Genomic DNA, 19,737 nt, shown 5'->3' with positions numbered 1-19,737 from the left:
CCGGATGCGGGAAGCCCTGCGTCCGGCTCGTCGGTAAGAAGCGGATTGCCCGGCCGTCAGCCGACGATGACGATCGACGGCACGCATCTCACCACCCGGTTGAGCTGCTGATGGGCGATGGCCTGATGCGGGCCCGTTTTGCCGAGGCGTGCAACGATCGCCTGGCGCACGGCGTCGACGCCGACCTTGTCGGCCGCGGCCGCCAGGTTGGAACGGACGCGCACCTTGTCGTTGCGCAGGTTACGGGCGCTGAGCGCGATATCGTAGTTCCCGGCCAGCGGCCGCTGCAACGCCTCCTGCGAGGCGAGCGACGCGAAAAGGGATTCCGTGTCCCTGCCGGCCTCGTCCCTGGCGGCATCGCCGGGCTGCGCGGCGGCAGCACCGTTGCCCCGAGCGTAGAACCAGGAAGAAACACCGTCGGCAACTTGTCTAATATACTCCATTTCGATCCCCTTCATTAAACAAAGCAACAATCAAAACAAATTCACACAATGCGAGTGGCCGGCCACCAGCGGCGATGATTCCTCGGCGGGACGCGTAAAACCGGCGCGGCAATGCGGCGGCAGACGGGCGACGCCCCGCAGCGCCTGCGGAGACGGTCGTCATGAATGCGTCACGCGCCGGCGTTGGATATGCGCCGGATATGTCGTAAATAGGGCTGATTCGTGACATTGTCGGCGCATTGCCCCGCAATGCGCCGTTCCCCGGCTCGCGCCCGCGGCGGCCCAAAGGCCTGCCATCCAAATTTCGCGGTCACGGACCGATTTTCATGCTAAGAAGCATCCGCTCGCGGGATCGGCCGGTGCCGCGGAAGTGTGAATTTGTTTTGCGTCGGCAAGTCTATTTTGCGTCGGGAGGAGTTGCAATGCGTGCGATATTGATATTGGCGGCGTTGGGGCTGGTGCTGTCCGGCTGTCAGAGCACCCAGGAATCGATGTACAGCGCGGAGCGCGTGTGCCTGGGCGCAGGACTGAAGCCGGGAACGCGGGCGTTCGACAATTGCGCCAACGCGGCCTACGCCGAAAACCGCCGCCAGTCGGATCAGGCGGCGGCAGCGGTCGCTGTGGGCACCGCGGCCGGCGTGATCGGCGGCACCGTGGTCGGCGCGGCGTCGACCCGCAACGACCGCTACTACTATGGGCGGCGCGGCCCTTACTGGGGCCCCCGCTGCAACCGCTGGGGCTGCTGGTAAGCGCCACGGCCGGCCCGAGTAGAGCGCGTTCCGATCAAATGGACTCATTTGATCAACAAGAATCAGCTCAGAATCAAAAAGCGGGATCATGTCATCATTTCCGTGAAACGATGACATGATCTCAAGCATTTCTCCTTTTCGTTGAAACAGAGAAATGCTCTACGTCTTTGTTTTTACGCAATTCCGGATGCGAAACCGGTTCCCACTCTTGCTGGAATTGCTTTAGGACAGGCCGTCGCCCCAGTCCGCACGGCGCGCCTGCCGGTAGGCGTCGCCGTCCCGGCGGCTTACGGTGCGCTGCGCCACACCGCCGTCCGCCTCGCACAGTTTCAGGCCGATATGGCCCCGCCCCGCGCGCGGCGGCGCCAGCACGCGCGCGCGGGTACGGCGCGGCGCGGCGCTGTCCTGCAGGCGGGAGGCGGCAACGTAGGCGTATTTCTCGTCCTCCCATGGCACGTCGCCGCTCTTGAGCAGCCGATGCAGGCGCGAGCGGGCCACGCGCTGCGAGAAATGGCACCAGTCCGGCGCGGTGATCGGGCACGGCAGCGCGTGCGGGCACGGGGCGAGAATGCACCCGCCTGCCGCGATCAGGCGCGTGCGCACATCCGCCACGCGGCGAAAACCCGCCGGCGTGCCCGGCTCCACGATCACCAGAACGCCCTGCGTGCGCGCCCATAGCCGATCGATCAGCCCGGCGCGGCTTTGGTCGGCGATCTCGTCGAGCACGTAGGCCATCGTCACCAGGTCGTGACGGCCGGGCACGCCCGCCGTGTCGTCGAGCAGATCCTGCGACCGCCAGACGAGGCCGATGGACGCGCCCCCTTTGCCCGCGAGCGGTGCGGACAGCCGCTCGCCCCAGCGGCGGATCGTGTCGCTGCCCTCGATCATCAGCGCCGTGCGGCACGAGGGCCAGAGGTCCGCCGCCGCCCACAGCGCCGTGCCGGGCCCCGCGCCGACATCGAGCAGCGAGACGGGCGCGAAATCCGGCTGCTCCTGCGCCACGTGCGCGAGCGCCGCGCGGACGGCGGCGTAAGTCGCGGGCAGCCGGGTGGCGAGATAGGCGAGCGCCGCCCGCTCCTCGGCGAGATGCCAGGCACCGTCGCGCACCTCGGCGCGATAGCGGGCGGAAAGCGCGGAGGCCGCGCGGGCGAGATCGGCCGCGGCGTGCCCCTCCAGCGCGGCGTCGACCGCCCGCTTCAAAGGCGCCGGCAGTTCCATGGAGTCACTCCGCCGCGTCGTGCAGCGGCGTCAGCAGCGCCGACGATGCCCGCATGAGCAAGTCCGCGACCGCGGCGAGATCGCCAGCCACGCGCGCGAAATCGGCCGTGGGCTCGAGCGTCTTCTCGTCCATGTAGAGAGAGCGGCAGATCTCGATCTGGAGCGCATGGCAGCCGCTGGCGGGCGTGCCGTAGTGCTCGGTGATGTAGCCGCCGGCGTAGGGCCGGTTGCGCACGACGCTGTAGCCGCGCATCTGCAACGCCCGCTCGACGAACCCGACCGCCGCCGGCGCGCAGCTCATGCCGAAACGGTCGCCGAGGACGATGTCGGGGGCGGACGCTGTCCGCGTCCCGCCCGCCGCCGTCGCCGGCGTCGGCATGGAATGGCAGTCGATCAGCAGCACGGCCCCGAAGCTGGCATGAGTGCGGGCGAGACGATCGCGCAGGGCGAGATGGTAGGGCTTGTACAGCGCCTCAACGCGCGTCAGGCCTTCCTCGAACGGGATACGGCCGGGATAGATGTCCTGTCCGTCGCCGACGACGCGGGGGATCGTGCCGAGCCCCCCGGCCACGCGGGCCGAACGCGTGTTGGCCTCGGCCGGCAGCCGCCCGGTGAACAGGCGCGGGTCGAACTCGCCGGGCTCGCGGTTGAGGTCGAGATAGGCGCGGGGAAAATGCGCCACCATCAGCGGCGCCCCAAGCCGCACCACGCCGGCGAACAGCCGGTCGACCCACGCATCCTCGGACCGGCGCAGCGCCACCGGATCGAGCCGCGATTCGTCGAGGAACGCCTGCGGATAGACGCGCCCCGCGTGGGGGACGTTGAACACCACCGGGGCGCCGTGCGACACGGGCTCGAAGATGGTGAAGGGCGGGCTGAAATCCTGTGCGGCGTGGCGCATGTTCGTCCGGGGCTGGTGACCTGTTTCTGTGTCCGCATCGCGATTCCGATGCTCTTTTGTCACATAGTGCCGTTTTCGGACGCCTCTGTCCACGGCGCGGGCTCTTCGGCTGTGGTTTGGGCACGGCGACGCCCGCGCTTTCACGCCAAATTTACGATCCACGCGGCTTGATGGTCGCAAGCCGTGGGGTGGGGCCCATCGGGAGAATCTGCTGCAACCTGCTGCTCCAGCGCGCGGGGGGCACAAGGAACGTCACGTGATTCGTCGAAAAGAAACACCATGAACAAGATCCTTCTTGCCGAAGATGACAACGACATGCGCCGCTTTCTCGTCAAGGCCCTGCAGAACGCGGGCTACGAGGTGGCGTCCTACGACAATGGCCTTTCCGCCTACAACCACTTGCGGGAGGAGCCCTTCGAACTGCTGCTGACTGATATCGTCATGCCGGAAATGGACGGGATCGAGCTCGCGCGCCGCGCCACCGAACTCGACCCCGACATCAAGGTGATGTTCATCACCGGCTTCGCGGCGGTGGCGCTCAACCCTGATTCTCAGGCCCCGCGTGACGCCAAGGTGCTGTCCAAGCCCTTCCACCTGCGCGAACTGGTCGGCGAGGTCGAAAAGCTGCTCGTGGCATGAGCACACGCCATATCAGCACGTTATGCCGCCTCCGCCCGCCCTGCCCGGGATGTTTCCACAGCCAGGCGCGATTCGGGCGCTTCCCGGCTTGCATGTCCCGTTCGGGCGGGGTATAGCGCCTTCCCATGGATGCGGCGTTCATTTCCGCCGCCGCAACAGGACGCGCCCGGCAGTTTTGGCGGGTCGTCCCATACGGGTCTCGCGCGAGAGCGTCTTTTTGCTTGATCGGCGGCGCAAAACCTGTATGAAGCCATACACCTCTGGTTCGGCGCAGCAAGCTGCACGGACATCGGGCGCGTAGCTCAGCGGGAGAGCACTACGTTGACATCGTAGGGGTCACAGGTTCGATCCCTGTCGCGCCCACCATTTCCTTCAATGAAATCAGCCATTTAGAAGTTTGTTCCGACGACTTTAACGTAATGTTCTCAGGTTCAATGAACTTCATTGTGGGGGTTGACACTCGTTTCCCGCCGCGAATCGGAACACTCCGTATTTTGCGGCCTCACCCCAGCCAATCCACCTCCCCCTCCATCTATGGGCCGAGGCACTGATCGTGCGACTTGCGCCTTGCATCCGGTAAGGAGTTTCCTTGCCTATGGGTGTCAAAGGAGCCGCCATGATCACCAGCAAACTGACCAGCAAGGCGCAGACGATTCCGCGGGCTGTGCGGGCCGCCCTGCAACTGAAGGAAGGCGACGAGATCGCCTACACGATCGAGGATGGGCGCGTCGCTCTCACACAGGCCAAGCCCGAGCCGGCAGTTGATGATCCGTTCGCCACACTCACCGAATGGGACAGCGAAGCGGATCGGAGAGCCTATGCCGACCTTTGAGCAGGGCGACGTCATCCGCGCCCCCTTCCCCTATACCGACATCGGCACGCCGTGCGAAAGGGGAAAATGCGGCGAGATCCGCGCCATCTGACGCGTGCTCGAACGAAACAGTTTGGCCCTCAAAGCCCCCTTTAAGGGCCAAGCTCATCACGCCTCAACATAAATTAATAGGCCCTGAGCCTAGATACGGGCGGTCACCGTCTTGACGGTGTGGTATGCTTTAAGCCCCTCCAGACCTTTCTCGCGCCCGAAACCGCTATTCTTGGTGCCGCCGAAGGGGGTTTCAACGCCGCCCGCGAAATATTGATTGATAAAGACTTGCCCACTCGACACATGCCGGCTGAAGCGTAAGGCCTTGGAGACGTCTTTCGTATAGATTCCGGCGACCAGACCGAAGTCCGTGCCCTCCGCCAGTTCGCACGCATGTTCGAAATCTTCGGCAATCTGCACTGTGAGCACAGGCCCGAAGATTTCTTCCTGGGCGCACTTTGTCGAAGGATCGTGCGCAATAAGGACCGTCGGCTCGTAGAACCATCCGTTCAGCCCATCTGGTTTCTTGATCCTTCCGCCGGTCAAGAGCTCGGCCCCGGCGGCTACGGAATCATTCACGATGGTTTCGATTTTGGACAGCTGATCCCGGGATACGACCGGGCCGATGTTCGGATTGTCGAGACCGTGGCCGAACGTAAAGGTGCTGATCCGTTCTACAAGCTGCGTCAGGAAAAAATCCGCAATACTGCGTTCCACGACAAGACGCGAGCCTGCCGAGCAGACCTGGCCGGCGTTGGTGAAGATTGCCTTCAAGACGCCTTCCAGCGCCGCGTCGTGATCGGCATCCGCCAGAACAGCCACCGGCGACTTGCCGCCCAGTTCCAGGGTGACGGAAGCGACATGGGACGCTGCCGCTGTCATGACGGCCTTTCCCGTTGCCACTGAGCCGGTGAAGGTCACATGGGCGATGCCGGGATGCAGGGTCAGCGGTGCGCCTGTCGTTCGGCCCGGACCGCAAACGACATTGACGACTCCGGCCGGAATGCCTGCCTTTTCCAGGTATTCCGGCAGGATGAGCGCGGTCAACGGGGTTTGCTCGGCTGGCTTTATGACGGCAGTCGCCCCTGCGGCGAGGGCGGGAGCCAAGCCGCGCGCAGTCGTGACGAGTGGAAAGTTCCAGGGAATGATGTGAGCCGTCGCGCCGATCGGTTCATGCAGGGTAAACGACACGAAGTCCTTGCCCAACGGAATGGTGTCGCCCTGCAGCTTGTCGGCGATGCCCGCATAGTACTCGAAATAGCGCGCGGATGTCTCGATGTCGCCGATGGCTTCCCGCAGGGGTTTGCCGCTATCGATACACTCTATGGTGGCCAGCCGTTCGGCGTCGGCGCGAATGGCCTGCGCGACGCGGAAAAGCATGCGGCCTCGCTCGGCCGGCGTTACATTGGCCCAGACGCCTTTCAGCGCCGACTTCGAAGCCTCGACCGCCTCGTCCACGACGCCGGCGTCACTGATGGGGACCTCGCACAACACCTCGCCCGTAGCGGGATCATACGTTGGATGCGTGGCCGCGGAGATCTTTCGGCGGGCGCCGTTCACGTAAGGATCAAGCGAGATGCCTTCGAGGTGGCGTTGAAGTGTCATGTCTATTCCTTGTGTTCCGAGAGGTTGATCTCATCCGGTTCAAATGCCGGGCCAGCGTCACGATCGGCGGCCAGAAGGCCCAGCGGAATCGGTCTCAGCGGCGGGCGGGTGCGCGGATGCGACGCATTGTCCACGGTGCCGAGCCCCAGCAGGGAGGATGCTGCGTGCAGGCAGCAGCGTCCCTGACATCGGCCCATTCCGAGCCGGCTTGATGTCTTCACCGCATTCAGGCTGCCGCGGTCACAACCGGGATCGGCCAGCAGCCGCGCGAGGGTGAGTTCCTCGCACCGGCAAATGATGGTGTCGTCCGTCGCTGCGACGAGCGGTGTCGACATCTGGTAGGCCAGATTGAGCTTGCGGCGATAGCGGTCCAAGTGACGGTAGCGCGCTACGAGCCGCGCCGGAGCATTCATGCGCATAATGGAATGGGCGGCGATGCGGCCCTCCAGGAGCGCCACCTCGACTCCCCCTATGCCGGCGGCATCGCCAACCGCGTATAGGGCCTCTTCGCTGGTGCAGAGGGTGTTGTCGCGCCACGGGACAAACCCGTTCAGCGCGGGATCATGCTCGATACGGCAGCCGAACAGCCTGGCCGCGTCGATGCCCGGCAGCAGGCCGTAACCCATCACCAGCGTTTCTGCTTCGATCCACTCCAGCTTCGCGAGCCTGGGGCGACCATCAGTGCCGACCGGAGCGATGCCCACCGCCTCCAGCCTGCTTTCTCCTCTGGCGGCGGCGATCATCCAGCCGGAGCGGAATCCTGCTCCTGCTGCGAGGATGCGTGCCCGGTAGCCGATCCCGGTGCGCAGGATGCCCGGCGCGGCGGTCAAGCCGGCAAGGGCGGCCGTGGCGAGCCGAATGTCGCGCTGAGCCTCCGCCACGCGAACGACATTGGCACCGGCTGCGATCATCGTCGCCGCAGCAACGAGCACGAGCGGTCCGTTCCCGGCGACGACCACTCTGCCGGTGGGCACCAGCCCGTGCGCCTTTGCGAGATTGAGGCATCCACCCGCCGAGATGACGCCCGGAAGCGTCCATCCGGGGAACGGCAGCGACTTTTCCTGGGCGCCCGTTGCAATGACGATTGCCGATGCTTCTATACGGCCGCTGGCCGCAGGACCGGCATAGGACACCGTCCTGTTGCCGGGTGCGCCCCAGACGGTGGTTGAAGGAAGATGCCGGACACCGGGCCTGGTCAGAACCCGCGCGAGTTCGTCGAAGCGCGCCTTGTCACGGAGCAGCCGCGCGCCTGGAGAAATGCGATAGGTGTGGGGCAACTGACGAAAATATTGCCCACCGGGAATCGGATTGTCATCAATCAGGACCACTTCCCGGCCGCCGGAGACGAGTTCCGAGGCGCATGACAAACCCGCCGGACCTGCTCCAATGATCACGACCGGACCGCTCATTTGTCGAACCGCCCGTCAGCAAACGAAATCACCTGACCCTCGCCAACCGGATGTGAACAGCTCCTGACCACGCCCAATCCCTGGACATGCACCGCGCACTCCCAGCAAAGCCCCATGCCGCAAAAATATCCGCGTGCTTCGTCGCCGATACGGGTCCGGCGCAACGCCAGAATGCCCGCCCGCATAAGCGCGGATGCGATGGCCTCTCCCGCCCAACCGGTCAGCTTCTCGCCTTCGAAGACGAAGGTAACCGTTTCGTTCGGCGGCATGATGCCGTCGATGAGGCGCATGTTAGGTAGCGACATATGCAAGCCTTCCGGGATCAAAAACATCGATCGGCCTCGACGTGCTTCCGCTGAGAACCAGCTCTCCCAGGAGTTGGCCCATCAAGGGGCCCAACGTGAAACCGCCGCGCGCGCATGCAGCGCAATAGATGTTGCGATGACCGGGCAATAGCCCGAGATATGGCAGCGAATCCGGCGTGACACCTTCATATCCCGCCCAGCTGCGGACGACATTCAGTCGTTCAAGGCCCGGGATGACCCGCAATGCCAGGCGGAGATTGTGGATGAGTTGATCGTAACTCAACTCCTTGCGGGAGTCGTCCAAGGTGCCGATGCCCTGCCACCCCCCTCCTATCAGGCAACTGCCGTTGGCGACCTGCTTCAGCGTCAGGATACCCCGTGCGTGCGTAACGATATTTCCGATGGTCGGCCGGGCCGGCTCCGTAACGGAGACCATGTTCACATCGAGCGAAATGGGCAGTCTGACGCCCACCATCGCGGCCAGCCGGCCGGTCCATGCACCCGCGGTTATGGCGACCTGTTGCGCATGAAATTCACCGCGCCGCGTCAGCACGCTCGGCCGAGCGCCCGGCCTGATGGTTTCGACCGCAGCGTCTTCGACGATCGTCACGCCGGCGCCTTCAACGGCCCGTCGCAACGCAGGCCCAAGAAGCGTCGGGCTGGCGAAGCCATCCTGTGGAGAGAATGTTGCCGCTACACAGTCGGTCGATATCCACGGCGCCAGCCGACGGATCTCGGCCGCCCCTAAGCGCGTGACCTCCAGCCCCAAGTCCTGCTGCTGTCGCGACACTTCGTCGAGCCGTTCTGCCTCGGACTGGTTCGTCGCAACTTTGTAGCCGCCATCCCGACGCAGGCCGATGTCGCCGCCAAGCCGGGCAGCCAGACCCTTCCAGATATCCCAGGACCAGAGCGTGTAGGGGACAAGCGCGGGAAGCTTGTTCTGAACGCCGAGGGATCCGGCATTGACCGCGGATGCTTCCGACCATGCCTTTTGACGCTCGATCACCACGACCGCCTTTCCTGCACCAGCCAGGGTAAGCGCGCAGAAAAGACCAAATATTCCGCCGCCGATGACGATTACATCAAACGAGCGAGCAGACATGTGGCGGCCATGACCTTGGTGATCTTGGTACTCGGGCGGCTTGCTCATCCCCTGAGGCGCCTTATTCGGGGCGATCGCTCGCTGTTATAGTTCTCAAGATATTGCATGAGAGCCACCTGGGAAGACTGAAGGTCTGCAAGAATCGCATTCTTCAGCGCCGCTGGATCGCGCCGGGCCGCGCTTTCTATGATCTCCTCATGCCTGCGATGGTCCGTGCGGTTCTTGTGAAGCACTGGATACATATATCGAAGCGTCGGTCCAATTCTCAGCCAAAGACTTTCGGTCAATTTCAGGTGCAGAGCGAGATTCGATTTCGTGTAAATGAAAAAATGGAAAACGGAATTCGTCGCAAGAACTTCCTTGTAATTTGAATCGTCCAGGTGCCTGAGAAATTTTTTCTGCGTTTCGGCGAGAAACTGGATGTCTGCGTCGGCGAAGCGAGTGGCCGCCACTTCCGCCATGCTTCCCTCCAGGGATCGGCGGATGTCAAAGATCTCGATGATCTCGGCTTCGGTGCGCTCGGGCACCATGATCGCATTCTTGTCGGTTGTCTGAAGCACCCCGTCGGCAACCAGGCGGAGCACCGCTTCCCGCGCAGGCGTCGCGCTGACGCCGATTTCATCGGCGAGGCGGCGAATGGTGATTCTTTCCATCGGGGCGAACGACCCGGACAGGATCGCAGTGCAAAGCTGACGGTAGACCTGCTCGGCCAGTGTATCTCCGCGAACGGGCTGTTCGTAGCGCAGATTGTCAACTCCATCTTCGGCCATACATGTCCCCTTGACAGCAATTTCATATTCGACATACGATATATCGAATTGTGGCAAACGTCAATCAGGAGAGTACGCAATTATGGCCAAGGTAAGTTGGAGCGGGGTGTTGCCGGCGTTGGCTACACCATTTTCCGAAGCTGGCAGCATCGACATGGATCGGCTGAAGGCCATGGTGGATCTCTTGCTGTCGGAAGGCGTCTCCGGCTTCGTCATCGGGGGAAGCACGGGGGAGTATTATTCCCTGTCGGTTCCCGAGCGCATCGAGTTGTTCCAGGCGGCGTTCGAATACGTGGCGGGGCGGGGCACGCTGATTGCCGGCACGTCCTCGACCAATCACGCCGAGACCCTGGAGCTCACCAGGGTTGCAAAGGGGCTGGGCTTCGATGGCTGCATGGTGCTCCCTCCAGTCTATTCTCTTCCGACTCCATCGGAAATCGTAAAGGCCTTCGAGGAGGTGGGTGCGATAGGCCTGCCGGTCATGGTCTACAACAATCCGGCCCGCGTCGGGGTCGCGCTCTCGCCGTCGACGGCAGCCCAGATCGCCAACCTGCCCAACATCGCCGCCTATAAGGAAAGCGCACGCGATCTCTATGCAGTAGCCGAGTTGTACTACGCAACACGCGACCGGCTCGCGCATTTCGTGGGCCTCGAACCCTATGGCAGCGCATTGTTGTCGCGTGGCGCCAGCGGCATCGTTTCGACCATCTCCAACGTGTGCGCCAGAGAAGTCGTGAACTACTACAAGGCATTCCGTTCCAACGACGCCGAAGCGCTATCGCGCAATCAGCAGGTTATCGACGAGATGTACCATCTGCTCGCGCGATCGGGATTGAGCAACTTCGCCTTCGTCAAGAGCGCCATGGCGGCGCTTGGCCGGCCGGGAGGCGTCACGCGCAGCCCGCATCGTATGGGCGACAGGGCCCAGATCGAAAAGATCGGTTCGGAAATCAAGGCAATATACGAGCGAGCCGGCATTCAAGCTGCCGAAGTCGCAACAGCTTGAAAACAACAGTCCAAAAAGATCAAAACAGCCAAGGGGAATAAAATGAAACGTACAATCTCTTTATCTTCCATGATTGTTGCATTCGGCATCAGCCTGGCGGGCATCGGTGCGGCTGCCGCCGACCCGGTCTGGGATCGTATCCAGTCGTCAGGCAAGATCGTGTGTGGCGCCATTCCCAACGACCCGGTCGGATCGTGGGAGGACCGCAAGACGGGCCAATGGGAGGGGTACGAGATCGATCTCTGCCACGCGATCGCCCGGGATCTCTCCAAGGAAATGGGGCGCGAGATCAAGCCGGAATTCCGGGAAACCAGCTGGAAGACCGTCGTTCTCGACCTCCAGTCCAATAAAATCGACCTTTGGCCGGGCATGAGTGCCACACCGGAGCGCGAAAAGGCTCTCTCGATGGTGGGACCCATGTACGGTCTGGCTTTCTGCGGCGTGACCAGCAAATCTTTCAAGTCCGATGGCACCTGGGAATCGCTGAACAAACCCGAGGTGCGCATCGCGACCGTGACCGGAACAAGCATTGAGACCGCGTTCAAGGAGTTTGCTCCCAAGGCGACACACATCACTCTGTCCGAATATGCGGAAGTCACTCTGGCCGTGCAGTCCGGACGGGCCGACATCATGGGCGCGGATGCCTTGCGCTGTCTGAACGTCCATAAGAATGCCTCCAATGCCTTCGGTGACATCGTTTTCCCGAGCCCGGTCCAGTCGATGGGGTCATCCGCGGGCATTATCAGGGCAGCAGATCGTCTGACCCCCTGGCTGAAGAAGTGGTCCGAGGAAAAGCAGGCCTCCGGAGAGGTGAAGGCCATCTTCATCAAGGTTCTCCAGAATGCCGGCTTCGACACGAGCGTCATCCCGCCCGAAGTTCAATTCTGAGAACTTCCGAACGGTCCGGTCGCGCCTTACGCGGCCGGACCGCCTGCCTGTGTTTCGGGCCAGCCTGTGTTGCGGGAAAGACGATGAACTACGAGTTTGATTGGTCCGCCGTATGGGACCCGGGCGCCTGGATAGAGGCGATTTGGGTGACTATCGCTTATGGCGTCGCTACCACCGTTGCGGGACTTATTCTCGGCCTGATCCTGGGCCTGCTTCTCATAAGCAAGATCTGGGTGGCGCGGCAGGCCGTATCCCTCTTTATCGGCATCTTCCGCTGTACACCGGCGCTCATTCAGATCGTGTGGTTCTACTATGCGTTCCCGATGGCACTGAACATCAATATGCCGGCCTGGCTGGCGGCTGGCTGTGGCCTGACCTTCTACATGGCCGCCTTCTCCGCGGAAATCTTCAGAGGCGGTATCCAGTCCATTGAAAAAGGTCAGTGGAATGCCTGCCGCTCCCTGTGTATGTCTTATTGGCAGACGATGTATCACGTCATACTGCCCCAGACATTCCGCCGCATGACGCCGGCAATAGTCAATCAGTCAATTATACAATTCAAGAATACATCTCTGCTTTCTATCGTGTCCGTTCATGACATAATGTTTACCGCGTCATCGCTGACCGCAAGCACATTTCGCCCCCTGGAAGTGTTTACCTTTGCCGCGCTCCTGTACATCATGTTGATCTGGCCCATGGCGTCGGTCGCCTATCAAGTTGAGCGGCGTTTCAACAATAGGGGTTCACTCTGATGTCGACCAACTTCATCGAGGTGCGTTCCCTCAGGAAAGTCTTCAGTTCGATCGTTGCTGTCGATGATGTCAGCCTGTCGCTCGAGGAGGGTCGCACTGCGGCGATCATCGGTTCGAGCGGCTGCGGCAAGTCTACGTTCCTGCGATGTCTGAACCTGCTCGAAACGCCGACGGCAGGCTCCATGCGGATCGGTAGCGATGCTGTCAGTTTTGCTGACAACAAAATGAAGTCCGGCGAGGAGGCAACGCTTCGCTTCCGAAAATCAATGGCAATGGTTTTCCAGAGCTTCGACCTGTTTCCTCACATGACGGCGCTGCGCAACATTTCACTCGCGCCAATCATCGTCAACGGCGTCAGGCGGGAAGAGGCCGAAGAGGCGGCGCTGAAACTGCTTGAACGGGTGAACCTGAAACACAAGGCGGATGCCTATCCGGGACAGTTGTCCGGCGGCCAGGCCCAACGCGTGGCCATCGCTCGCGCGCTCGCCGTGAACCCCCGCGTTCTCCTGTTCGATGAGGCGACTTCCGCTCTCGACCCCGAACTTGTCGGAGAAGTGCTTGCCGTCATCAAGGATCTGGCAAAGGAGGGGCGTACGCTTATCGTGGTCACGCACGAGCTGACCTTCGCACGGGACGTCGCGGACACGCTTTACTTTTTCGATCGAGGCCGTGTGCTCGAAAGTGGAAAGCCCCAGGAATTGATGACCAATCCGCAAACTGAACGGCTGAGCGCATTCCTGAAGCGCTTTCAGGGCGTCCTGAATTGCTGATAACCCACAAGCACACAGCGGGAAAGAAAGTCACAGGAAGTTTCGTCACGTGCGCTGGGAAATATATGCGTTCAGTTTTCCGCTGAGAACCGGATTGCCACGCTTCCTTTATTTATCTGTCTCTTAAGGCTCGATAGAAAAACTTGTCACCGCCGCCGTATCACGCGCATTCTGGAGGTGAAAATCAAATGGAAAGCTTACATTTTCTGTCAATACAGGCAGAATGTAACTCTATTTCGACTATTGGGCAGTTGTCACCAGCTTGGGCGAGATTTCAACGATAGACAAAAACTATCGCGAAACCAGGATCGATCGACATGTCAGGGTATGATGCTCTCCTTCAACCTTTCCGCTTACGTGAGTTGACATTGCGCAATCGCATCGTCAGCACGGCGCATGCTCCCGGCTACGGCACCCAGTCGCTGGCGGGGGAAAGATATCGCTTGTACCATGAGGAAAAGGCAAAGGGCGGGGTGGCGCTGACGATGATCGGCGGATCGACCGCCGTGTCATCGGATTCGGTCGCGCCGTTCGGCCAACTCACGCTCGCCGAGGATCGGGCCATCCCGCATATCAAGGTCCTCGTCGACGCCGTTCACAGCCATGGTGCGGCCTGCTTCTGCCAAATCTCGCATCCTGGCCGGCGAGGTCGTTGGGATACCGGTTCCTGGCTGCCCCCGGTAAGCGCCTCGGCCGTGCGCGAAGCCCAGCACCGCTCCTTTCCGAAGGAAATGGAAGACTGGGATTTCGAGCGCATCCTGGAGGATTTCCATGCCGCCGGGCGCCGGGCTCAGGCGGCGGGACTGGATGGCATCGAGCTGCTGTTCGCAGGCGGCCAGCTTGCAATGCAGTTTCTCTCGCCCGCAGTGAATATGCGTACTGACCAATACGGCGGAAGTCTTGAAAATCGTCTTCGCTTTCCGTTCGAGATTATCGACGCGGTTCGGCGTGGGCTCGGTGAAAAACCGGTCCTTGGCGTCCGGATTACTGCGGACGAGTTTGCCGAAGAGGGGCTCGATCAGGAAGAGTGCCTCGAAATCGCCAAGGCGTTCGCGGACTCCGGAACCGTCGACTATTTGAACGTCATGGCAAGCAATACCTACAACTGGCGTGCGGCATCACTGTCGATGCCCAGCATGGGAAGTCCGCTGGCGCCTTATCTCGCCATGGCGGGTGCGATCAAGGCCGCCGTGTCGATACCGGTACTCCACGCTAACCGGATTCTTGACTTTGCCACCGCGACCCGTGCCATCGAGGAAGGTATCATCGATCTCGTGGGCATGACGCGCGCCCAGATCGCCGATCCGCACATGGTGCGTAAACTCATGGAGCGGCGCGAAAGCGACATCCGTCCTTGCGTGGGTGCCAACTACTGCATCAGCCGCATTTATACCGGAGGAGAGGCTCTTTGCCTGCAGAATCCTGCAACGGGACGTGAGGCCACCATGCCTCATATCGTGCCACGGGCGGATTCGCAGAAGAACGTGGTCGTCGTTGGTGCCGGCCCTGCCGGACTTGAAGCGGCTCGCGTGTCGGCCGAACGAGGTCACAAAGTGACCTTGATCGAGGCGGAAACTCAGGTCGGCGGCCAGATCAACGTCGCGTCGAAGGTAACCTGGCGCCAAGACCTTCAGACGATCGCGCTATGGCTTGAGGACCAGTGCCGAAAACTTGGAGTTGATATTTGGCTCGGCTACATGGCGGACGCCGCGATGATTGAAAGATTTTCCCCCGATATTGTCGTGATCGCAACCGGAGGGCTTCCCAACATCGGCGAGATCGAGGGCGCGGAGTATGTCTATAGCACGTGGGATATACTGGGTGGCCGCGTAGAGATCGGCGAACGCGTCCTGATGTTCGACGATCAGGGGAGCGATTCCGGAATAAGCTGCGCTGACTATCTGGCGCAGGCCAGCAAGCAAATCGAAGTTGTCACCCCGGAACGCTACCTCGGCATAGAGGCCGGTGCGTATACATTTCCCGTCTATCTGTCGCATCTGTATAAGAAAGGTGTGTCCATATCGCCGGACAGGCGGCTGCGCAGCGTAAGGTCTACGGGTAACAGCCTGATTGCGACCTTACGGAATGAATACACCCTGGAGGAAGAGACACGGGAGGTCGACCAAATCGTCAGCGATCACGGAACCATCCCGAATGACGAACTCTACATGGAATTGAAGCCACGTTCGCGTAACCTCGGCGCGGTTGACTACCGCGCGTTGATGGAAGGACGGCCTCAGACCGTAGCGTCCAATCCCGAAGGCGAATTCATGCTCTTTAGAGTGGGCGATTCAGTCGCCAGCCGCAATATCCATGCTGCACTTTATGATAGCCTTCGACTTTGCAAGGATTTCTAGCGGATTGTGAGTGTATTGTCTGGGGAATAGAGGCGATGGGAGCAGATCGGAAGCATTCGCCCATGCAACGATGCCAACTGTCTTCGGGGACGGCATCGGCAAGGGAGGAACTTCTCAACCCTTTGAAACAACAGCGCAAAGATACGGCTATGCAACAAATTTCTTATGTGAATGGCGCCTATGTCCCGCACCGGGAGGCAGCTGTTTCGATCACGGATCGCGGCTTTCTCTTCGGTGACGGAATTTACGAGGTCACGGCGGTCATCGACGGCAAGATGGTCGATAACGAGTTGCATCTGGAAAGACTTCAGCGCTCGTTGAGGGAAATCGGGATCGCTGAACCCAAGGTGCTGCCGCATATTCCGCAAATCCAGCGCGAACTCATCAACACCAACAAGTTGAAGGAGGGCATAGTCTACATCCAGATCACGCGCGGTGCCGCCGAACGCGACTTCGTCTTCCCTCCCGCAGACGTTCCTCCGTCCATCGTGCTGTTCACGCAGGAGAAGAACCTCGTCGGTGCGCCGTCAGGAATCAATGGTTTGAAGGTCAAGACCTTCCCGGATCTGAGATGGGCAAGACGGGATATCAAGAGCGTCAACCTCCTGGCGCAGGTTGTCGCCAAACAGGCGGCGGCGGAAGCCGGATGTCAGGAAGTGTGGATGCTCGAGAAGGGCATGGTCACAGAGGGAGGATCGTCGACGGCCTACATCATCACCCAGGACAACACCGTGATAACCCGCCCGAGATCCACGACAACCCTGGCCGGTTGCACATGCATTGCATTGCAAAAATTGTTGGCGAAGGAGGGCTTGCGATGCGAGGAGCGCGCATTCAGCGTTGCGGAGGCGCTCGCGGCCAGAGAGGCCTTTGCGACGAGCGCCACCACCCTTGTCGCGTCCGTGGTCGAGATCGACGGCATCCCCCTCGGCAACGGGAAACCCGGTCCCATCGTGACCGAACTGCGACGTCTTTACATCGAAGTCGCCAGATCATCTCGATCGTCGCGCTGACAACCGTCAGCGCCACGGTTTCGGCCGCGACGGGCGTCTCGGTCATAGGCATGCGGTTGCTTGCGCGCGGGATTTGGCGGGAAACGGATTGCGTCCCGCGCGCGGACCGTCCATCGGCACGCAATCGCAGCGTGCCAATCAATAGCTATTCTACTTTTTATACATAAAATATACCATATTTTATTTAAAAAATATAAATTAATACTCATTTTAAATTTAAATACTGATGTATCTCCATATTATATGCAATCATGGATTGTAAGAATATGAGGCATTTTATTTTTAAATTGTGATAATTTACATTAGATAGTCACCAATATATTATTAAAATGTTTTTATGGCTTCGATTCGACGTTTCCGGGATTCGCGCGTTACGTTACGCCAAGGGTCGACGAGCTTGCCTCATCGGCCGAGGGTACGCGCTCGAGCGAAGCTCATTCGGCGTCGGTCGATGACCAAGACCGATGGTATCATTTGTGCGGAGGCAATATGATCAGACGGGCGCTCGTTCCATTGGCTTGCCTGCCCTTCCTGGCTGCGTGCGTATCATCCAGCGTCGTTCGCGTTTCTCAGGATTCCCTCATCGTGCGTGTGAATGCGGATGCCGATTGCAGCAGCGGCTCGGCGGCGAGCGCCGCGCAGATGCAGGCCGCCATCGAGACGATCAAGGCCGGATACGACAAATACATCGTGATCGATGCCAGCGCGCGTGACACGGTCCAGGTCGAGCAGCTCCCCGGCGGATACGAGACGAAGACCCGGGCGAGCGGCGGCACCTACTACAGCAAGACGACCTACGTTCCCGGCCAGATCGTCCGCACGGGCTCCTACGAGCAGGTCCTTGAAATCAAGATGTTCGAGGACGGAAGCCAAGGCGCCGCCGACGCGATCCCGGCGCGCGAGGTGCTGGGTCCCCGGTGGCAGGAACTGGTCAGCAAGGGAAAAGTTGAAAGCTGCCTTTGACGGGAAGCGCCCCTGACACCGCTTCTCCATGAGCCCGGCCCATCGAGAAGCGGTCGAGCCCACGCGGCGCAAAGCTGCCGTTTTTTGCCCTAGCGGGACGGCACGGCGCCGGCATGCGGCTCGCTGTTGCGTCTTGCGGGCCGGGTCGGCCGGTGCTGGGCATAGGCCAGGAAATCGCGCGCCGCCATCGGGCGGGCGAACAGGAAGCCCTGGACCTCGTCGCAGCCCTCTTCCTGCAGGATCGCAAGCTGGTCAGCGGTCTCCACGCCTTCCGCGATGACGCTGAACCCCAGCTCATGCCCCAATCCCACGATCGTGCGCAGGATGACCCGGTCGCTCGGGCTCGTGGACAGGTTGCGGATGAATTCCTTGTCGATCTTCAGGCGGTCGACGCGCAACTGCCGCAGCAGATGCAGGGACGAGTGGCCGACGCCGAAATCATCGATGGAGATGGAAGCCCCGAGCGCGCGGATGCGGGCGAGGTCGTCGCGGACACGATCGACGTCCTGCATGACCACGCTCTCGGTGAGTTCGATGTCGAGGCGGGCGGGATCGAGACGCGTTTCCTGCAGGGCGTGGGCGATGAGGTTCGGAATGCCGCGCCGGGCGAACTGCGTCGCCGACAGGTTGATGCTGACGCGCAGGTCGAGCCCCGCGTCATGCCAATGACGCGCGGTGCGGCAAGCCTCGAACAGTACCCACTCGTCGAGCGCCACGATCAGCCCGCTCTCCTCCGCATAGGGCAGGAACTCTCCCGGCGGCGTGACCGATCCGTCGGGGCGGCGCCAGCGCACCAGGGCCTCGCCGCCCAGCAGCCGACCGGTGAGCAGGTCGACCTGCGGCTGGAACTCCAGAAAGAACTGCTGCGTCGCCAGCGCATTGCGCAGCTCGATGTTGAGCAGCGCGGTCTTGCGGGCGGTGGACAGCATGCTGTCATGGAAGAACGACACCCCGCGCCTGTCGGCCTGGGCGCCGTACCCCGCCGCAAGCCCCGCCCGATGAGCGAGCTCCTCGTACCCGCGGCCGTCCTGCGGAAAACGCGCGATGCCGATCGTCACGGCGAGGCGGATGTGGTGCCCCTCGATCAGGGACGGCGCGCACAGTTGCGCCGAGATCTGGCGCGCGAGCGCCTCGACGTCGTGGGGCGCCCCGACGTTGCACTGGAGCACGGCGAAGCCATTGGCGCCGAACCGCCCGACGCTGTGGTCCCGGCCGAGAATGTTGCGCAGCCGGTTGGCGCATACTTCGAGCAGCCTTTGGCCCACGGCGGGCGCGAAGGCGTTGTTGACGATGTCGAAACTGTCGATGTTCACGACGTGGAACGCCATTGCGTTGTCGCCGGCCCGGGCGATGCGCCGCTTGACCTCCTCCTGGAAGAAGGGCTGGCTCGGCAGGTTCGTCACCCGGTCGATATCGGGGCGGGCGACGTCGCGCGTCCGCACCGGCTCCTGGCCGTGACGGGCGAGCGCGAGCACCCGGCGCAGGCGGAACATCTTCGTCTCCTGCCCCATCTCGCGCGTCAGCACCTCCATGGCGCCGGCCTCGAAGGCCCGCAGCGACGACGAATGGTCGCACTTTTCGCTGATCACGACCAGATTCGTTGCCGGCGCCGTCCGCCGCAGGTCGCGCAGGAGCGCAATCGTCGCGTCGTCGATGGCGCCGCTGTTGATGACGATGATGACCGGCCCCTTCGCCGGCGCGGGTGCCTCGCAGGGGAAACCCGCCTCACACGGCGCGGGCGCGAACATCGACCGCGCCCATTCCATCAGGCAATCGGGCGATCCGAAGCTCTCCACCACGACATCGCTCCCCCGAATACCGGCGGGAACGGCAAAAGGAGCCGCCTGTGTTTCCCGTGGCTCCAGCACTGCAATCATCGCCATGACGCTTCACTCAACTGGCTGAACGCATCATCCAAAGTGCACACATCGTAACGCAATTTCGCCGCAAAATACACAAAAACTTAACAAATAGTTAAAATACCT

19 protein-coding genes and 1 tRNA gene are annotated in these 19,737 nt (G+C 61.5%); 11 read left to right on the top strand and 9 right to left on the bottom strand.

Annotated features, from left to right (window positions below; all coding sequences use genetic code 11):
* Positions 1-56: 56 nt before the first annotated feature.
* A complete protein-coding gene (locus tag ACUSIJ_RS09615) occupies positions 57-443 on the bottom strand; it encodes a hypothetical protein (protein WP_449308167.1) in 387 nt (128 codons plus the stop codon).
* 422 nt (positions 444-865) lie between these two features.
* Between ACUSIJ_RS09615 and ACUSIJ_RS09610 the strand changes: the two genes are divergently transcribed.
* On the top strand, positions 866-1,192 hold the full coding sequence (locus ACUSIJ_RS09610) for a hypothetical protein (protein ID WP_449308166.1): 327 nt from the start codon (positions 866-868) through the stop codon (positions 1,190-1,192).
* Between the two features lie 222 nt (positions 1,193-1,414).
* On the opposite strand, the gene ACUSIJ_RS09605 is transcribed toward ACUSIJ_RS09610, so the two are convergent.
* The gene (locus ACUSIJ_RS09605) at positions 1,415-2,410 is read right to left on the bottom strand and encodes a small ribosomal subunit Rsm22 family protein (RefSeq protein WP_449308165.1); all 996 of its coding nucleotides are present in this window, start codon (positions 2,408-2,410) and stop codon (positions 1,415-1,417) included.
* A gap of 4 nt (positions 2,411-2,414) precedes the next feature.
* Positions 2,415-3,311: an N-formylglutamate amidohydrolase gene (locus ACUSIJ_RS09600; protein WP_449308164.1), complete on the bottom strand. Its 897-nt coding sequence runs from the start codon at positions 3,309-3,311 to the stop codon at positions 2,415-2,417.
* A 279-nt stretch (positions 3,312-3,590) separates the two neighbouring features.
* On the opposite strand from ACUSIJ_RS09600, the gene cpdR reads away from it, so the two are divergent.
* The 3 genes from cpdR (at position 3,591) to ACUSIJ_RS09585 (ending at position 4,782) form a co-directional block, all read left to right on the top strand.
* A complete protein-coding gene (cpdR, locus tag ACUSIJ_RS09595; RefSeq protein WP_449308163.1) occupies positions 3,591-3,950 on the top strand; it encodes a cell cycle two-component system response regulator CpdR in 360 nt (119 codons plus the stop codon).
* A 291-nt stretch (positions 3,951-4,241) separates the two neighbouring features.
* Positions 4,242-4,316, top strand: a tRNA-Val gene (locus ACUSIJ_RS09590).
* 250 nt (positions 4,317-4,566) lie between these two features.
* Positions 4,567-4,782 (top strand): AbrB/MazE/SpoVT family DNA-binding domain-containing protein, encoded by a 216-nt coding sequence (locus tag ACUSIJ_RS09585; RefSeq protein WP_449308162.1) that lies wholly within the window; start codon positions 4,567-4,569, stop codon positions 4,780-4,782.
* Between the two features lie 180 nt (positions 4,783-4,962).
* Here the strand turns inward: ACUSIJ_RS09585 and ACUSIJ_RS09580 are convergent, their stop codons facing one another.
* From ACUSIJ_RS09580 to ACUSIJ_RS09560, 5 genes are read right to left on the bottom strand one after another with little or no spacing between them, the layout of a single operon-like run.
* Entirely contained in the window at positions 4,963-6,417 is a 1,455-nt protein-coding gene (locus ACUSIJ_RS09580; protein ID WP_449308161.1) for an aldehyde dehydrogenase family protein, read from the bottom strand.
* A 2-nt stretch (positions 6,418-6,419) separates the two neighbouring features.
* Positions 6,420-7,826 carry an FAD-dependent oxidoreductase gene (locus tag ACUSIJ_RS09575; protein ID WP_449308160.1) on the bottom strand — a complete coding sequence of 469 codons (1,407 nt, stop codon included), beginning with the start codon at positions 7,824-7,826 and terminating at the stop codon, positions 6,420-6,422.
* Positions 7,823-8,116, bottom strand: coding sequence for a (2Fe-2S)-binding protein (locus ACUSIJ_RS09570; protein WP_449308159.1), 294 nt, complete (start codon positions 8,114-8,116; stop codon positions 7,823-7,825). Before ACUSIJ_RS09570 ends, ACUSIJ_RS09575 begins: the two co-directional genes overlap by 4 nt.
* A gap of 1 nt (position 8,117) precedes the next feature.
* Positions 8,118-9,281, bottom strand: coding sequence for an NAD(P)/FAD-dependent oxidoreductase (locus ACUSIJ_RS09565; RefSeq protein WP_449308158.1), 1,164 nt, complete (start codon positions 9,279-9,281; stop codon positions 8,118-8,120).
* Positions 9,278-10,003: a GntR family transcriptional regulator gene (locus ACUSIJ_RS09560; protein ID WP_449308157.1), complete on the bottom strand. Its 726-nt coding sequence runs from the start codon at positions 10,001-10,003 to the stop codon at positions 9,278-9,280. Before ACUSIJ_RS09560 ends, ACUSIJ_RS09565 begins: the two co-directional genes overlap by 4 nt.
* A gap of 82 nt (positions 10,004-10,085) precedes the next feature.
* On the opposite strand from ACUSIJ_RS09560, the gene ACUSIJ_RS09555 reads away from it, so the two are divergent.
* From ACUSIJ_RS09555 to ACUSIJ_RS09525, 7 genes are all read left to right on the top strand, one after another.
* On the top strand, positions 10,086-11,009 hold the full coding sequence (locus ACUSIJ_RS09555; RefSeq protein WP_449308156.1) for a dihydrodipicolinate synthase family protein: 924 nt from the start codon (positions 10,086-10,088) through the stop codon (positions 11,007-11,009).
* A 42-nt stretch (positions 11,010-11,051) separates the two neighbouring features.
* A complete protein-coding gene (locus ACUSIJ_RS09550) occupies positions 11,052-11,897 on the top strand; it encodes a transporter substrate-binding domain-containing protein (protein WP_449308155.1) in 846 nt (281 codons plus the stop codon).
* A gap of 83 nt (positions 11,898-11,980) precedes the next feature.
* Positions 11,981-12,649, top strand: a complete 669-nt coding sequence (locus tag ACUSIJ_RS09545; RefSeq protein ID WP_449308154.1) for an amino acid ABC transporter permease — start codon at positions 11,981-11,983, stop codon at positions 12,647-12,649.
* The gene (locus ACUSIJ_RS09540; RefSeq protein ID WP_449308153.1) at positions 12,649-13,419 is read left to right on the top strand and encodes an amino acid ABC transporter ATP-binding protein; all 771 of its coding nucleotides are present in this window, start codon (positions 12,649-12,651) and stop codon (positions 13,417-13,419) included. The genes ACUSIJ_RS09545 and ACUSIJ_RS09540 overlap by 1 nt, the downstream gene beginning before the upstream one ends.
* Before the next feature lie 317 nt (positions 13,420-13,736).
* Positions 13,737-15,776 (top strand): FAD-dependent oxidoreductase, encoded by a 2,040-nt coding sequence (locus tag ACUSIJ_RS09535; RefSeq protein ID WP_449308152.1) that lies wholly within the window; start codon positions 13,737-13,739, stop codon positions 15,774-15,776.
* Between the two features lie 149 nt (positions 15,777-15,925).
* A complete protein-coding gene (locus ACUSIJ_RS09530) occupies positions 15,926-16,789 on the top strand; it encodes a D-amino-acid transaminase (protein ID WP_449308279.1) in 864 nt (287 codons plus the stop codon).
* Positions 16,790-17,374: 585 nt separating this feature from the next.
* Positions 17,375-17,752: a hypothetical protein gene (locus ACUSIJ_RS09525; protein WP_449308151.1), complete on the top strand. Its 378-nt coding sequence runs from the start codon at positions 17,375-17,377 to the stop codon at positions 17,750-17,752.
* Positions 17,753-17,841: 89 nt separating this feature from the next.
* On the opposite strand, the gene ACUSIJ_RS09520 is transcribed toward ACUSIJ_RS09525, so the two are convergent.
* Positions 17,842-19,635, bottom strand: coding sequence for an EAL domain-containing protein (locus tag ACUSIJ_RS09520; RefSeq protein WP_449308150.1), 1,794 nt, complete (start codon positions 19,633-19,635; stop codon positions 17,842-17,844).
* Between the last annotated feature and the right edge of the window lie 102 nt (positions 19,636-19,737).

The organism is Pseudochelatococcus sp. B33 (genome assembly GCF_053570585.1).
The sequence above is the reverse complement of the archived record's forward strand: the minus strand, read 5'-3'. Positions and strand labels throughout refer to the sequence as shown.

Bases quoted from the DNA above. Each gene is read 5' to 3' on its own strand.
- ACUSIJ_RS09615 (WP_449308167.1), bottom strand. From the start codon at position 443: ATGGAGTATATTAGACAAGTTGCCGACGGTGTTTCTTCCTGGTTCTAC.
- ACUSIJ_RS09610 (WP_449308166.1), top strand. From the start codon at position 866: ATGCGTGCGATATTGATATTGGCGGCGTTGGGGCTGGTGCTGTCCGGC.
- ACUSIJ_RS09605 (WP_449308165.1), bottom strand. From the start codon at position 2,410: ATGGAACTGCCGGCGCCTTTGAAGCGGGCGGTCGACGCCGCGCTGGAG.
- ACUSIJ_RS09600 (WP_449308164.1), bottom strand. From the start codon at position 3,311: ATGCGCCACGCCGCACAGGATTTCAGCCCGCCCTTCACCATCTTCGAG.
- cpdR (WP_449308163.1), top strand. From the start codon at position 3,591: ATGAACAAGATCCTTCTTGCCGAAGATGACAACGACATGCGCCGCTTT.
- ACUSIJ_RS09585 (WP_449308162.1), top strand. From the start codon at position 4,567: ATGATCACCAGCAAACTGACCAGCAAGGCGCAGACGATTCCGCGGGCT.
- ACUSIJ_RS09580 (WP_449308161.1), bottom strand. From the start codon at position 6,417: ATGACACTTCAACGCCACCTCGAAGGCATCTCGCTTGATCCTTACGTG.
- ACUSIJ_RS09575 (WP_449308160.1), bottom strand. From the start codon at position 7,826: ATGAGCGGTCCGGTCGTGATCATTGGAGCAGGTCCGGCGGGTTTGTCA.
- ACUSIJ_RS09570 (WP_449308159.1), bottom strand. From the start codon at position 8,116: ATGCGCCTCATCGACGGCATCATGCCGCCGAACGAAACGGTTACCTTC.
- ACUSIJ_RS09565 (WP_449308158.1), bottom strand. From the start codon at position 9,281: ATGAGCAAGCCGCCCGAGTACCAAGATCACCAAGGTCATGGCCGCCAC.
- ACUSIJ_RS09560 (WP_449308157.1), bottom strand. From the start codon at position 10,003: ATGGCCGAAGATGGAGTTGACAATCTGCGCTACGAACAGCCCGTTCGC.
- ACUSIJ_RS09555 (WP_449308156.1), top strand. From the start codon at position 10,086: ATGGCCAAGGTAAGTTGGAGCGGGGTGTTGCCGGCGTTGGCTACACCA.
- ACUSIJ_RS09550 (WP_449308155.1), top strand. From the start codon at position 11,052: ATGAAACGTACAATCTCTTTATCTTCCATGATTGTTGCATTCGGCATC.
- ACUSIJ_RS09545 (WP_449308154.1), top strand. From the start codon at position 11,981: ATGAACTACGAGTTTGATTGGTCCGCCGTATGGGACCCGGGCGCCTGG.
- ACUSIJ_RS09540 (WP_449308153.1), top strand. From the start codon at position 12,649: ATGTCGACCAACTTCATCGAGGTGCGTTCCCTCAGGAAAGTCTTCAGT.
- ACUSIJ_RS09535 (WP_449308152.1), top strand. From the start codon at position 13,737: ATGTCAGGGTATGATGCTCTCCTTCAACCTTTCCGCTTACGTGAGTTG.
- ACUSIJ_RS09530 (WP_449308279.1), top strand. From the start codon at position 15,926: ATGCAACAAATTTCTTATGTGAATGGCGCCTATGTCCCGCACCGGGAG.
- ACUSIJ_RS09520 (WP_449308150.1), bottom strand. From the start codon at position 19,635: ATGGCGATGATTGCAGTGCTGGAGCCACGGGAAACACAGGCGGCTCCT.